The organism is Streptomyces sp. NPDC027672, assembly GCF_055566335.1.
The window spans coordinates 365,635-379,278 of sequence record NZ_JBVHSO010000005.1 but is presented as its reverse complement, the minus strand read 5'-3'; the positions used below and the strand labels follow the sequence as shown (position 1 = coordinate 379,278).

Genomic DNA, 13,644 nt, shown 5'->3' with positions numbered 1-13,644 from the left:
GCGGCCGTCCCCTCAGCCCATCCCGATCCCGCCCTGTGAGGAAACGACCGTGACCAGCCCGCAACCCACCCTCGATCAGCGCACCCTGACTCCCCGGCAGGCCGGCGAAAGAGCTGCGGCCGTGCTCGACGAGATCCGCACGGCAGTGATCGGCAAGGCGGAACCGCTGGCGCTGGTGATGCTCGGCATCCTCGCCGGCGGCCACGTCCTCATCGAGGACCTGCCGGGACTCGGCAAGACGCTGCTGGCGCGCTCCTTCGCCACCACTCTCGGCCTGGACTTCCGCCGCATCCAGTTCACCCCCGACCTGCTGCCCTCCGACGTCACCGGAGCGCCGTTCTACGACCAACGGACCGCCGACATGGTCTTCCGGCCCGGGCCGGTCTTCACCCACCTGCTGCTCGCCGACGAGATCAACCGCACCCCGCCCAAGACCCAGGCCGCGCTGCTGGAGGCGATGGCCGAGTCCCAGGTGTCCATCGACGGAACCACCCGGCCGCTGCCGAAGCCCTTCGTGGTCGTCGCCACCGCCAACCCCATCGAGTACGAAGGCACCTACACCCTGCCCGAGGCCCAGCTCGACCGGTTCCTGCTGCGGGTTCGTATGGGCTATCTCGCGGCGTCCGAGGAGACGGACCTGCTGCGCGCGCGTGTCGACCGGGCGGCGCCCGAGGCCGTGCTGCGCACGCTCAGCGGTCCGGGCGAGGTGCAGGCCATGCGGGCCGCCGTCGAACACGTCGAGGTGGACGACGACCTGCTGGAGTACGTCGTGGCGCTGGTCCGCGCCACCCGGGCCCACCCGCACATCCAGGTCGGCGCCTCGCCGCGCGGCGGCCTGGCCCTGGTGCAGCTCGCCCGCGCCCGTGCCGTCCTGGACCTGCGGGACTACGCGACTCCAGAGGACGTCAAGTCCGTCGCGGTGCCGGCCCTGGCGCACCGCATCACCCTCAAGCCGGAGCTATGGGTCCGGCAGATCGACGGCGACGACGTGATGCGCGAGATCGTGCGGTCCGTGAACGCCCCGCAGACCTTGCCGCGCACACCGAACGCGTCATGACCGAGCCCTTGCCGGCCCGCAGCGCGGCCGCCGCCGTCCAACGGGCCCTGGACGACCGCCACGACGGGACCATCCAGCCCCCGCCGCCGCCTCCGCCCGGCTGGCGTGCCGGTGAACGTGCCTTGCGGCTCGGCACGCTGGCCGTCGTCGCGCTGGCCGCCGCGTTGTTCACCGGGCGCCCGTGGGTACTTGCTCTCGCCACCGTGCCCCTGGTGCTGCTCGCCCTCGCCCTGCCGAGGGAGCCGCGGCCGGAGAAGGTGACGGCCGAGGCCGAGGTGGAGCCGCGGCGGTGCTTCGAAGGCGAGCGGGTGACGGTGCGGATCACCGTGTCCTACGACGGTGACGCCGGCCGTCTGGACCCCCGCGTCACCCTCGGTCACGGAGTCCGGCTCGACCACCTGGCGATCGGCCCGCACCGCGTCGATCTGGTCCTGACCGCGCAGCGCTGGGGCAGCTGGACGCTCGGCACGGTCGACGTCGACGTCTACGACCGCGGCGGGCTGGCCCGGCGCACCATCCGGGCCGAACTCGGTGAGGTCGCCGTCTTCCCGCTGCCCGGACACGCCGGCCTCACGCCCATCCCGGTGCGGCTGCCGCAACGGCTCGGCGAGCACACCGCCGAACAGCGCGGCGAGGGCGTCGAGGTCACCGGTGTACACCCGTATGTGCGCGGCGAACGGCAGCGGCGGATCCACTGGCCGGCCACCACCCGCCGCGGCACCCTGCAAGTCCACCAGTTCGCCGCCGAGCGCACAGCCGACACCGTGGTGCTGCTGGACGTGCTCACCGACGTCGTCGATCCGGTCACCGGCACGTCCTCGCTCGACGAGACCTTCCGGGCCGCTGCCGGGCTGGTCCGCGCCTACCTGCGCACCCACGACCGGGTCGGCGTCGTGTCGGTAGGCGGCACGACCCGCTGGCTGCAACCGGGCAGCGGCCAGGGATACTTCTACCGCATCGTCGAGAGTGTGCTGGAAGTCCGTAAAGACCTCGCGTACCGCACGGAGGGACTCAGCCTGCTCCCACCGCGCGCCCTGCCCGAAGGCGCGCTGCTGTACGTCATCACGCCGCTGACCGACCAGCGGATCGTCGACATCCTGCACCAGGTGCGCGGACGGGCCAACCCGATGGTCGTGGTCGAGATTCCCACGGGCGAGCCGGTCCCGGAACCCGATGACACCGTGGGTGAACTCGCGCTGCGGCTGTGGCGGGCCGACCGCGCCGCCATGCGTTTCGCCCTGGTGGAACGCGGCATCGCCGTCGTCGCCCACCGGCCCGGTGAGACCCTCGATCTCGCCCTTGCGCCGCTGCTGCGCACCCGCATCCGCAAGGGAGTCCGATGACCACCGCCCCCGCGACGGCCACCCGGCCGGACCCGCGCCCGGCCGGCAGCCGAGCCACCCTGCTCATCACCCGACTCACCTCCCGCATCACCGACCGCTTGCTCGGCACGGCCCTTGCCGTCGCCGCCTGCGACCCGCCGGCCGCCGTGCACGCACCGCTGCCGGTCAGGGTGCTGGTTCTGGGCGCCGCGGCGGCCGCCTGGTGGGCCGCTCCGATGGTCGACGCGCGCCCCGTCCTGACGTCCATGCGCCGACGGGCCTTCGCAGTCCGCCACAGGACGACCGTGCTGCCGGCGGCGGCGATCACGGTCGCCGCGGCCACCGGTCCCGCGCTCTGGCTGATCGTCTGCATCGCCGCCCTGCTTCTTGCCTACCTGCTCGTCACCGACGCCTGGACAGCCAGTGTCACCGCCCCGCCCGGCCGCCCGCGGGCCACACCCGCGCTGACGGCCGCCGCCGCGACCGCGGTGGTACTGCTCGCCGCCCAGGCACCGGTCGCGGGCAGCCCATGGGCACGTCTGCCTGCCTCACTCGCCGTCGCCGCGACCGCGGCGTGCCTGCTACTGGCGCTGCGCACCCATCGCGTCCCACCCGGCTGACCGCGCGGCCCGAGCACGTCTAAACCGCGTGGCAGCCGGACCGATGTGAGAACGGTCCGCCGGGTCGCGCAACAGCGAGCGTGGCGTAGGTGGTGGTCGATGCGGCTTGCTTCTGTGTGGGGCGAGTGTGGCGCTTCGACGACGGTGGACGGCTTCGATGCGTGGCCGTCGGCGGGGCCGCCCTGTGCAGGGGCGGCCTCGTCGCTGTTCAGGTGAGGTGGTCGGTGGCGTAGGCCTCGATGGCGTCGCGTTGGAAGGCCGCGAGGCCGGGTGCGATGGCTTCGTAGGCGGCGTGCCAGGCGGGGTTGTCGACGCAGGACCGGCCCATGGCACGGTACTCCCGTGCCGACACCGGGCGGAGCGTGGTCAGGGCCTGGTACTGGGTGGCGATCTCGGTCTGCACGGGCTCGGCGTCCGCCGGGTGGCCGGCGGCCTGGAGTTCGGCGAGGCGGATCATCTGGGCCGTGCGTGCGCGCTGCCCGGCTTCGATGTCCTGTGGACTCATGCCGGCGACGCGGTGGGCGACCTGCTCGGCGTGGGCGGGGAAGTCGCGCAGGATGTCCGGGTACTGGTCGGGCTGGACACCGTCGAAGAGGTTCTCCGGGCGGTTGATGGTCATGGGGGTGTCGTCCTTCCTGGACTGCTCCAGTTCGGCGATCGTGCGGGAGACGGTGGCGGCCAGTGTGTCGAGCCGGTCCCGTTGGGCCAGCAGCCGGCGGTGGTGGCCGCGCAGGGCTTCCACCTCGTCGACCTGCTCGGCCAGGACCCGGCCGATGTCCTCCAGCCCCAGACCCAGCGCCCGCAGGACGAGGATCTGCTGGAGGAGCAGCAACTGGCGTTCGCCGTAGTACCGGTGGCCGTTGGCCCCGACCCGGGCGGGCGGCAGCAGGCCGATGCTGTCGTAGTGCCGCAGCGTCCGGGCGGTCACGCCCGACATCCGGGCCACCTGCGCGATCGGCCAGTCCATCACCGTCTCCCCTCACTCTCACGTCGCCCGGGGCCGGTCTCTCCGGCCCTGGTCACGACCGTAGAAGCTGCCGCAACGGCAACCGCAAGCCGCGAGGTCTGCCGTTGGGTCGTGGAGGGTGCGATCGCGCTCCTGCACTGGTTCCGGCACCCGTGCATTCGCCGGGAGATCGGCGGCGACATCCACCGAGCCTTGGTTACCTTGGGCTGCGCCGTCATCTGCTGGCGTTGTCGCCGTCGAAGTCGGGTGCGTCGGCGGACAGCAGGTGTTCGGTGCCGTGTTCGAGGGCCTTGGCCGTCTCGGTGGAGCGGGAAAGCATGGTCTTCTCGTAGGTGCGGATGGCGTCGTCGACAGTGGCTGCGTTCGCGAGGGCGAGGGCGAGTTCGCCGGCGTCGAGCATGGCGAGGTTGACGCCGACGCCGAGCGGGGGCATGAGGTGGGCGGCGTCGCCGAGCAGGGTCACCGTCGGGTTGTGGTCCCAGGTGTGCGGGACAGGGAGGGCGAGGATCGGGCGGTGGATGTAGGGGCCGTCGTTCTCGGTGATCATCTGGCGCATGCGGGGCGACCAGTGGGCGTACGCGTCGCGTAGCACGGCGCGGATGCCCTCGGTGTCCTCGGCGGTCAGCCCGTTGGCGCTGATCCAGTCGGCCGGAACGCGTTGGATGATGTAGACGCGGATGTGGTTTCCGCTGTTGCGCTGGGCGAACAGGCCGCGTTCGCCATCAGCCGCGTGGGCGCTGCCCGAACCGACCAGCTCGGCGATCTCGGGGTGGCGGTCGTCGACGTCGGAGAACCGTGCTTCCAGGAAGCTGATCCCGGTGTACTCGGGGACGGCGGGGGACACGGCCGGGCGTACCCGGGAGAAGGCGCCGTCGGCACCGATGACCAGGTCGGTCTCGATGCTCGTACCGTCGGCGAAGTGCAATTGCCGCGGCCCGTCGGCGGGTCCGCCGACCGTGTCGAGGGAGCGGCCCCAGCGCACAGTTCCCGCCTCCAGGGAGTCGAGCAACAGGTTGCGCAACTGGCCGCGGTCGATCTCCGGCTTGAAGAGGTCGTCGGCCGCCGGGACTTGGTGGGACGTGATCGCGCCGGTCGGGTCCAGCCGGCGCATTTCCTGCCCTTCGGGACGGGCGAGGGCGAAGAACTCGTCGAGCAGGCCGGCTTCGCGCAGGGCGACCTGGCCGTTGTCGGCGTGCAGGTCGAGGGTGCCGCCCTGGTTGCGGGAGTCGGGGCCCGGGTCGCGGTCGTAGACGGTGACCGCGATGCCGCGCTGCTGGAGGATGCGTGCGCAGGTCAGTCCGCCGGGTCCGGCGCCGATGATGCTGATGCCGGCGTTGGCGGGTTCTGGGGGCTTCATGGTTGTTCCTTCCGGTCGGCGACGAGGAGTCTTCGGGCGCACAGGGCGGAGCGGCGGCACTCGGAGGTCGTCTCGGTCATGGAGGTGCCTCGCGCGTCCTTTTGAGGGACGGGACGGCAACGGGCGGTGCGGTGCAGACGGTGACCGTGCCGGCAAGGACGTGCCGCTCAGGTGCCTACGACCTCATAAAATCAGAACAAACAAAAAAGTGCAACGACTCTACTTTGAGATTCGTTTGACTATCGGATAGGCTCTAGCCATGACCGTGCCCCCCGTCAGTCGCCGAGACCGCAAGAAGGCAGCCACCCGGCAGGCGATCGCCGACGCCGCGCTGCAGCTCTTTCTGGAGCATGGCTACGATCACGTAGGCATCCGTGACATCGCCGACGCCGCCGACGTGTCCACCGCTACGGTGTTCAAGCACTTCAGCGGTAAGGAAGCGCTGGTATTCGACCAGGACCAGGACCGTGAGTCGGAACTGATCGCCGCGGTGCGGGAGCGGCCTCGCGGTCAGAGCATCCTCGACGCCCTCCGACAGCATGTCCTCGACACCTGGCCCTCGATCGAGGCGCATCCTCAGGCGGCCGCGTTCACCCACCTGGTGGAGTCCACGCCGGTGCTGCGCGCGTACGCCGAACGCATGTGGACCCGGTACACCGACAGCCTCAGCGCAGCCATCGCCGACGAGGTCGGCGTGGACCACGACGACCTCGCCTGTATGGCTCTTGCTCGGTTCGTCCTCGACATCCCGGCCCTCACTCGTGGTCGGCAAGACCGCCGAGCCGCCGTCGAGGCCATCTTCGACATCCTCACCCGCGGCTGGGAACCGCCCGGTAAGCCGCCTGCCCCGTAGTCCCCACCATGCGTTCCGGCCGCAGCCACCTCTCAGCCCGGCAACGAGAACTGCACCATCAGTGTGACTTCGACACCTGACTGGTCAGTAGTGGACCGCTCCCGGGCAGGCCGGCCCGAGTCGAGGTGCCGCGATTCCCGGAGCAGCCTTCACAGTTCGACGGCGGCGGTGGGCGTCGTGTTGTCCAGCGCCTGGTTGTAGCCGATGCCGGGCCCCGGGTCGAGTGAGCAGTTGCACGCCCCTGTAGAGGCCCAGGGCCAGCAACGCGACCAGCAGGGCGGCGATCCCGGTGAGGGATGCGCGGGCGGCGAGGGTATTGGTGATGGTCAGCGGGCCCGGCGAGATGGAACAAATGCTTCGACAACGTCGCCCAACACCCGGCACAGTGAGCCGATATGACGAGTAGTGAGCTGTGGGACCGTGCGACCGCCGAACGGTACGACGCCGAGGAGACCGGGATGTCCTCGGCCGCCGTCCTCGGTCCGACCGTCGCCTTCCTCGCCGAGCTGGCCGGGGACGGCCGGGCGCTGGAGTTCGCCATCGGCACCGGACGGGTGGGCGTCCCGCTCCGGGAGCGCGGTGTGCCGGTCGCCGGTATCGAGCTGTCCGAGCACATGACGGCGGTCCTGCGGCGCAAGGTCGACGCGGACACGCTCCCGGTGACCGTCGGCGACATGGCCACCACCGTCGTCCCGGGCGAGTTCGCTCTGGTGTACCTCGTCTACAACACCCTCTCGAACCTGCTGACACAGGACGAGCAGGTCGAGTGCTTCCGCAACGCCGCACGTCACCTGCGGCCCGGTGGCCGGTTCGTCGTCGAACTGGGCGTGCCGCCGCTGCGGTTCCTGCCGCCCGGCCAGGTCGCGGTGCCGTTCGACGTCTCCGAGCGCCACCTCGGCTTCGACACCTTCGACCTGGTCCGGCAGCTCCTCGTCTCGCACCACTTCAGCCGCGACGGCGACGACGGCCGCTACCGTCGTGAGGCATCCCGGCACCGGTACGCCTGGCCGGCCGAACTCGACCTGATGGCCCGGATCGCCGGGCTCGAACCGGAACGCCGCGTCGCGGACTGGGACGGGACGCCGTTCACCCAGGAGTCCACGAAGCACGTCTCGGTGTGGCGCAAGCCCGGGGCCGGTCACTGACCCGAGCGACCGGCAGGCCGGTGCGGTACGTGCGGAGCGAGCTCCGTGTGCGCTGCCGGCACGCGGTCCGTGCACGGTGAGGAAAACGGCGGAGGCACCGTGATGTGACCCTTTCCCGCACAGGGCAATCCAGTGGAGAGGTCCGTCATGTCGTATTTCCAGAGGTCATCCTTGCGTGGCCTGCGCACCGTCATGGCCGGAGTGGCGGGCTGCCTCCTGCTGCTGGCCGGTACGGCGAGTCCCGCGCAGGCCGCCGAGTCGGAGTGGGTCAGCTTCGACGGCGGCCAGTCCAGAGTGCTGTCCGCCGTGTACCAGGTGGCGATCGGCGGCGCCACCTACGACGTGGCCCGCGGCACGGACAACAACGTCTGGTTCCGCTACAACGGCGGGACCTGGCGTCCCCTCGGCGACTACCCCGCGACCCGGACCACCTCTCCCCCGCGCATCGTCGACTTCCCGCGGGGCCGGGCGATGGCCGTCATCAGGGGCCTGGACGGTGAGATCTGGTACAGCCAGGTGAACAGCGGATCCGCGAACCTCTGGACACCGTGGACCCGGCTGCCCGAGGGCGCGAGGGCGATCGGCAGCCCCCTGCTCACCGTCAGCTCGGCCACCGGCGACCTCATGATCGAGGCGCCGAACGCCAACCGTCAGATCAGTTACACCTTCCTGCGGAACTACAGCGGAACCCTGTCGTCCAGGGGCTGGACGGTGGACACCCACGCGGTCCTCGGCACCAACCACGTGGACATCGAGGGCGACGGCCAGATCGCCGTCTACGGCACGGAGTACTACCGCTCGGTCTACCGCAGCTTCGTCACGGGAAGCGACCACCACGTCTGGCGGCTCACCTCCGACCCCACGACAGGCGGGGTCTCGAACGTGACGGAGGTGAACGGCGGAGCCGAGTGCGTCACCGGTGTGACCGCGGCCCGTCTGGGCGACCAGACCACCGTGGTCGCTCCCGGCCAGCCGGGGTACGCGGAGCAGCAGCGGGTCATGATCGCCTGCGTCGGGAACGACGGGTACGTGTGGGAGAGCACCTCGTCCGACGGGGGCCGCACCTTCGACGGGTGGCGGCACCCGACCGGCAGGCTCGCGCCGTCGGCCTCGACGCCCTCGGTGTTCGCCACGCCGCTGTCGAACAGCTCCTGGACGCTCAACGTGCGGTGGAACGGTGCCGCCAGCTCGGCGTTCCCCGACAACTCCGTGGTCGCCAAGCGCATCAACTGACCGGCTGGGCCGTCCGGTCTCCTCGCCGAAGCGGCGCGCGGCAGCGCCCGCTTCGGCACCCCGCCGCCCACGCCCCGGCGGACCGCCACCTCACGGAGCGGGCGGTGCGGACGTAGCGGGTGCGGTGCGTGCCGGGCTCAGCCCGTCTCGCCGCGGAGGTACTCGGTGAGGGCCTTGCCCGGCCGGAACGCCGCCGTGCCGTCGTCGGCGTGGAAGCTGCCGAAACTGCCGAGGACGACGGTCTGCTGGTCCCTGAGCGCCTCCGCGATCGTCCCGGGGTGCTCCGTGGTGCCGAACAGCGTGTCGAGGACGTGGCCGATGTCCTGCTCGGCGAACTGCCGGCCGCCCGGGTGTTCGGCGGCGCGGCGCGCGGTGATTTCGATCAGTCGCGACTTGTCCATGATCACATTCTCCGGTCTCTACCGCGGTGGCAATGCTTCGGCCCTTCCCACGATCGACGCAGACCCCGCCCGCCGCATCTCACCGGTGGCACCCGGGGCGGTCCCGTGGTGGCATTCGGCGCGGTTTTCTTCAGGACAACCACAAGAATCAGGATTCGACTCTTTTGGTCACCGCTGGTATCCGGCTCCCCGGCGCCCTGATGAAGTTCCGCAGATGCTCGCATCGCCGCTGTTGAGAGGCCATCAGAAACAGTTAGCCGCGGTTCTGTTAATTTTTGCACCTTTCCTCGACCTTGTCAGGGACACGCATACGCAAGGAAGGTTCTCCTGCGGGTTCGACGGCGACTCCCCGGCCGTAATCCGCACTTCCCCCACATGCCGCCGTCGGCGGCTGTCCGGAAATGGAGACAAGGTGCTACGTCTACGCTCGACCCTGGTCTCAGGGGCCGCGGCAGCGGCATTGCTCATATCCGCCGGTGCCCTCTCGGCTCATGGCGCCACCGCGGCGGAATCCCCCGCTTCCTCCGCCTCGAACGGCCGTTACCAGAAGCAGATGGTGCACGCCCTCGCCGCGTCCCTCGGCATCAGCGACTCGGCGGCCGTGCGCAGACTCGACTCGCAGGCCCGGCAGCAGACGGCCCTCGAAGGTCTGCGGTCCCCGGGAGTCGACGCCCGCGGGGCCTTCTTCGACGGCGAGGGCCGGCTGACGGTGAACGTCACGGCCCCGGACACGGCACGACACGTCGAGACCGCGGGGCTCAGGGCCCGCCTGGTCCGGCACAGCGCGGGCGAACTGGACCGGGTCAAGACCGCACTGGACAAGTACGCCGAGATCCACACACCCGCCGGTGTGCAGGGCTGGGGCGTGGACCCCGTGTCGGACACGGTCGTCGTCCATGTGCGCGACACCACGGCGGCCGGCACCAAGGCGTTCCTGAAGAGGGCCGCGTCCCACGGCTCGGCGGTGACCGTGCGGCACGACGCGGGCAGGGCCGTGTCGACGGCCGGCAGCATCTACCCCGGCAGCCGGATGGACTACGGCAACCACTACTGCTCGGTCGGCTTCGGCGCCCGCACCTCCTCCGGCCAGCAGGTGCTGGTCACCGCAGGACACTGCGTCGAGACCCTGCCGGACCTGTACTTCAACGGCACCCACTTCGCCAAGGGCACCACCACCCGTTTCCACCACGGCCAGACCAGCATCGACATGGGTCTCGCCAGTGTCGACGCCGGTACCACCATCGCCACCCAGGTCGGCACCTGGAACAACGGCGCCAACATCGCCGTCCAGGGCAGCCAGCGCGCCGCGGTCGGCTCCGACGTCTGCAAGTCCGGTGCCACCTCCCACTGGACCTGCGGCTCCATCAAGTCCTACAACTACTCGGTGACGTACACCGATGCCGGCCAGCCCGCGACGCTGGTGACCAACCTGGGCCTGAGCGACACGTGCGATCTGGGCGGGGACAGCGGCGGCCCCTGGGTCTCCGGCAACCAGGGTCAGGGTATGACCTCGGGCGGTCAGACCGACAACCAGTGCAACGGCGTCTACGGGCAGGGCACGTCCTACTTCCAGCCCCTGGACGACACCCTGCGCTACTACGGCCTGAAGCTGAACACCGCCTGATCCGTACCGTGACGGACCTCGGCGCCGCGGTCTCCCCAGGCACGGCGCCGAGCAGGCGCGGCCCCGGGCAGCGGGCTCCGTTCGGTGCACCGGCGCGGCAGACTCGCCGCGCACCACCACCATCACGGATGCCCGCCGCCGCCCCCACGGGGGCCGCGCCGTGCACCACCCCGGCAGGGCCGCGGCCGACGACGGCGGCGGCCCTGCCGGACCTTCCCCGCACCGCTGTTCCGGGAGTGTCCATGAACCAGCCGCACCATCCGCCGGCCGCGGAAGAGACCGGTTCCGGGTCGGCGGACGGGACCGTGGACCGGACCGCGGGAGGTCAGCCCTCCGCGCCGAGCACGTTCGGCGAGGCGTTCCGTACGGCGCTGAAGGCCAGCGGGCTGTCGTTGCAGCGGCTGCACCACCACCTCGGCGAGCGCGGTGTCACGGTGAGTCCGGTGACGCTGAGCCACTGGCAGCGCGGCAGGAGCCAGCCGGAGCGGCGGCAGTCCCTGCGCGCGGTCGCGGAGATCGAGCACATCCTCGGTCTGCCGCGCGGCGCGTTGCAGACCCTGCTGGCCAGCCGCCGGCCCCGGGGCCGTGCCGTGAGCACGCGGGGCGAGACCTCCGAGGCCCTCTCGCGCATCCTGAGCCCCGGGGCGCCGCTCGAAATGGTGCTGGGTGCCGACGCCTACCGCTTCAACGAACATCTCGTCAGTCTCTCCGTGCAGGAGACGGTGTTCCTCGACGCGCAGGGCTGCATAGCGCGCTACGCGGTCAGCCATGTGGTGCGCGCCGCGCAGGACGGGGTCAGCCGTCTCACCGCCCACCACAACCTCGACGACGTCGAGACGCCTTCCGTGCAGGTGACCGTCCAGTGCGGACGTCTGGAGGCGCTGCGGTTCCGCCAGGAACTGGGTTCGGCGGTCTTCGACATCGGGTTCGGGCGGCCGCTGCGCCGTGGAGACACCGCGATCGTCGGCTACACCCTCGACGTCGGTCCGCGCTGGACACCCTCCGACCACCATGAACGCACCCTGGCCGTACCGGTGCGGCAGTACCTCCTGCACATCTTCTTCCATCCCGCACGTCTTCCATCGGCCGTGTTCGGGTACTACAAGGAGGCGTCCGGCGCGGAACGGCGGGACATCCGTCCTCTGGTCCTGGACGCCTCGCACAGCGTGCACATCATGCCCGCCAAGTGCACCGGCGGGATCTACGGGATCGCCTGGGAACGGAGCGGCCCCGACCGCTGAGGCAGAGCCACCGAGAACCGACGGGCCCCGTCCGCCAAGACTCCGCCGGGGTACGGCGGGACGGCGTGGGCAGGACGCGGCCCGACTATGGTGCGGTGCCGCCGGTGGAGTCACCGGAGGGGCGGGTGGCGGCCCAGGCCGCCTCGATCATCCGGAAGATCTCGTCCACCGCGGCTTCCGGGTCGGCCGCCTCACGGGCCAGCGAGTACGCGTCGATCACGAACCTGGCGATCGCCCGGCTCGCCGTCGCCGTCGCCGTCCGGGACAGTCCGGGATCGCCGGCGATGGCCGCTGCCAGCGTCTCCGCGTGGCGCAGCCGCATCGACTCCTCGTACTCGCGCAGGGCGGGCGACTCGTCGATCATGCGCCAGATCGGGGCGGCGCCGTCCGCCGTGCAATGGCGCACCAGGGCGTGGATCTCGTGCCGGAGCGCGGGGATGAGCGGCTCGTGCGGCGCCCGGCCGGTGACCGCCCGCGTGAGGCGTTGCTCGAAGTCCTCGTCCTGCTCGAACACCAGGGCCTCTTTGGAGGCGAAGTGGGAGAAGAGCGTGGTCACGGCCACGTCGGCCTCGGCGGCCACTTCACGGATGCCCACCGCGTCGTACCCGCGCTCCAGGAAGAGCCGCAGGGCGGTGTCGGCGATCTTCTGACGGGTCGCGGCCTTCTTGCGCTCACGGCGTCCGGTCGGCACGGTCATGCGCTGACACTATCAGGTGCGGAACACTATCGGGTGCGAAGCTGAAGCCGTTTCAAAACGCTAACTGTTAGTGCTACGGTCCACCGCATGAAGAAAGTGAGCTACGCCGAGTTCGGCGGTCCGGACGTGCTGCGCCTCATCGATGCCGAGGAGCCCCATGCGGGCCCCGGCCGTATACGCATCGCCGTGCGGGCGGCGGGCGTGAACCCCGTCGACTGGAGACTCCGTGAAGGGCAGGTCCTGAAGGCCCACCCGGTCGAGCTGCCCGCCGGAGTCGGGGTGGACGCCGCCGGGGTGGTGGACGAGGTCGGCGAGGGCGTCGAAGGGGTGGCGGTCGGTGACCACGTGTTCGGCGAGGGCTTCAGCACCTATGCCGAGTTCGCCGTGCTGTCGGCCTGGGCCCGGATGCCCGAGGGGCTGACGTTCGAAGAGGCCGCCGGGTATCCCTCGGTGGTGGAGACCGCGCTGCGCGTCCTCCGTGAGGTCGGTGTGCGGCCCGGGCAGACGCTGCTGGTCAGCGGTGCGTCCGGCGGAGTCGGTTCGGCGGTGCTGCAGATCGCCCGCGACCGCGGCATCACGGTGATCGGTACGGCCGGAGCCTCGAACCAGGACTACCTGCGCGGCCTGGGCGCCCTCGCCACGACGTACGGCGAGGGCTGGGCCGGGCGGGTGCGGCAGCTCGGCCGGGTCGACGCGGCCCTCGACCTGGCCGGCTCGGGCGTGATCCGCGAACTCGTGGAGCTGACCGGGGACCCGCGGAAGGTGATCTCCATCGCCGATCTCGATGCGCCCACGTTCGGTGTCCGGTTCTCCGGTGTGGCCGGGAGCGTGCCGGACGCGCTCGCCGAGGCCGCCGGCCTCATCGCACGGGGCAAGCTCCACATCCCGGTCGAGAAGTCGTACCCGCTCGCCGAGGCCGCGGCCGCGCACATCGACAGCCAGGCCGGCCACACGCGCGGGCGCCGGGTCCTGGTCATCCGAGAGCCATAAGACAGCGCCGGCCCGGGTGGCCGGTACCGCGCCTGACGCACCGTCGCTTCCCGCTGCGCCAGGCCGGTCCCGGGCGTCCGGGCCGTTCGCTTTTCCCTCCCGCGGCCCCGTCCTCGCAAAGGCGGCCGTGGCAGCTT

Annotated in this window: 13 protein-coding genes; 9 read left to right on the top strand and 4 right to left on the bottom strand. The window is 71.1% G+C overall.

Annotated features, from left to right (window positions below; translation table 11 throughout):
- Positions 1-49 precede the first annotated feature (49 nt).
- Genes ACZ4SV_RS15210 through ACZ4SV_RS15200 form a run of 3 tightly spaced genes read left to right on the top strand, consistent with a single transcriptional unit; the run spans position 50 to position 2,999 of the window.
- The gene (locus tag ACZ4SV_RS15210) at positions 50-1,057 is read left to right on the top strand and encodes an AAA family ATPase (RefSeq protein WP_468004571.1); all 1,008 of its coding nucleotides are present in this window, start codon (positions 50-52) and stop codon (positions 1,055-1,057) included.
- Positions 1,054-2,400, top strand: coding sequence for a DUF58 domain-containing protein (locus ACZ4SV_RS15205; protein ID WP_468004569.1), 1,347 nt, complete (start codon positions 1,054-1,056; stop codon positions 2,398-2,400). The genes ACZ4SV_RS15210 and ACZ4SV_RS15205 overlap by 4 nt, the downstream gene beginning before the upstream one ends.
- A complete protein-coding gene (locus tag ACZ4SV_RS15200) occupies positions 2,397-2,999 on the top strand; it encodes a hypothetical protein (protein WP_468004567.1) in 603 nt (200 codons plus the stop codon). The genes ACZ4SV_RS15205 and ACZ4SV_RS15200 overlap by 4 nt, the downstream gene beginning before the upstream one ends.
- 208 nt (positions 3,000-3,207) lie before the next feature.
- Here the strand turns inward: ACZ4SV_RS15200 and ACZ4SV_RS15195 are convergent, their stop codons facing one another.
- Together ACZ4SV_RS15195 and ACZ4SV_RS15190 are read right to left on the bottom strand one after the other, a co-directional pair.
- The gene (locus ACZ4SV_RS15195; protein WP_468004565.1) at positions 3,208-3,966 is read right to left on the bottom strand and encodes a MerR family transcriptional regulator; all 759 of its coding nucleotides are present in this window, start codon (positions 3,964-3,966) and stop codon (positions 3,208-3,210) included.
- Positions 3,967-4,180: 214 nt separating this feature from the next.
- Complete coding sequence (locus ACZ4SV_RS15190) at positions 4,181-5,323, bottom strand: FAD-dependent oxidoreductase (RefSeq protein ID WP_468004563.1); 1,143 nt, start codon at positions 5,321-5,323, stop codon at positions 4,181-4,183.
- Between the two features lie 259 nt (positions 5,324-5,582).
- Between ACZ4SV_RS15190 and ACZ4SV_RS15185 the strand changes: the two genes are divergently transcribed.
- The 3 genes from ACZ4SV_RS15185 to ACZ4SV_RS15175 all read left to right on the top strand — a co-directional run bounded on the left by ACZ4SV_RS15185 (position 5,583) and on the right by ACZ4SV_RS15175 (position 8,554).
- Complete coding sequence (locus tag ACZ4SV_RS15185) at positions 5,583-6,176, top strand: TetR/AcrR family transcriptional regulator (RefSeq protein WP_468004561.1); 594 nt, start codon at positions 5,583-5,585, stop codon at positions 6,174-6,176.
- Between the two features lie 395 nt (positions 6,177-6,571).
- Complete coding sequence (locus tag ACZ4SV_RS15180; protein WP_468004559.1) at positions 6,572-7,321, top strand: class I SAM-dependent DNA methyltransferase; 750 nt, start codon at positions 6,572-6,574, stop codon at positions 7,319-7,321.
- A 171-nt stretch (positions 7,322-7,492) separates the two neighbouring features.
- On the top strand, positions 7,493-8,554 hold the full coding sequence (locus tag ACZ4SV_RS15175) for a PLL family lectin (protein WP_468004557.1): 1,062 nt from the start codon (positions 7,493-7,495) through the stop codon (positions 8,552-8,554).
- Positions 8,555-8,691: 137 nt separating this feature from the next.
- Here ACZ4SV_RS15175 and ACZ4SV_RS15170 read toward each other — a convergent pair whose 3' ends face one another.
- Complete coding sequence (locus ACZ4SV_RS15170; RefSeq protein ID WP_365884250.1) at positions 8,692-8,955, bottom strand: HU family DNA-binding protein; 264 nt, start codon at positions 8,953-8,955, stop codon at positions 8,692-8,694.
- A gap of 553 nt (positions 8,956-9,508) precedes the next feature.
- Here ACZ4SV_RS15170 and ACZ4SV_RS15165 point away from each other — a divergent pair.
- Both ACZ4SV_RS15165 and ACZ4SV_RS15160 read left to right on the top strand, forming a co-directional pair.
- Positions 9,509-10,579 carry a S1 family peptidase gene (locus tag ACZ4SV_RS15165; RefSeq protein WP_468004555.1) on the top strand — a complete coding sequence of 357 codons (1,071 nt, stop codon included), beginning with the start codon at positions 9,509-9,511 and terminating at the stop codon, positions 10,577-10,579.
- Positions 10,580-10,821: 242 nt separating this feature from the next.
- Positions 10,822-11,820, top strand: coding sequence for a helix-turn-helix domain-containing protein (locus ACZ4SV_RS15160; protein ID WP_468004553.1), 999 nt, complete (start codon positions 10,822-10,824; stop codon positions 11,818-11,820).
- A gap of 85 nt (positions 11,821-11,905) precedes the next feature.
- Here the strand turns inward: ACZ4SV_RS15160 and ACZ4SV_RS15155 are convergent, their stop codons facing one another.
- Positions 11,906-12,517, bottom strand: coding sequence for a TetR/AcrR family transcriptional regulator (locus tag ACZ4SV_RS15155; protein ID WP_468004551.1), 612 nt, complete (start codon positions 12,515-12,517; stop codon positions 11,906-11,908).
- Between the two features lie 87 nt (positions 12,518-12,604).
- Between ACZ4SV_RS15155 and ACZ4SV_RS15150 the strand changes: the two genes are divergently transcribed.
- Positions 12,605-13,507 carry an NADP-dependent oxidoreductase gene (locus ACZ4SV_RS15150; protein ID WP_468004549.1) on the top strand — a complete coding sequence of 301 codons (903 nt, stop codon included), beginning with the start codon at positions 12,605-12,607 and terminating at the stop codon, positions 13,505-13,507.
- Positions 13,508-13,644: the final 137 nt, after the last annotated feature.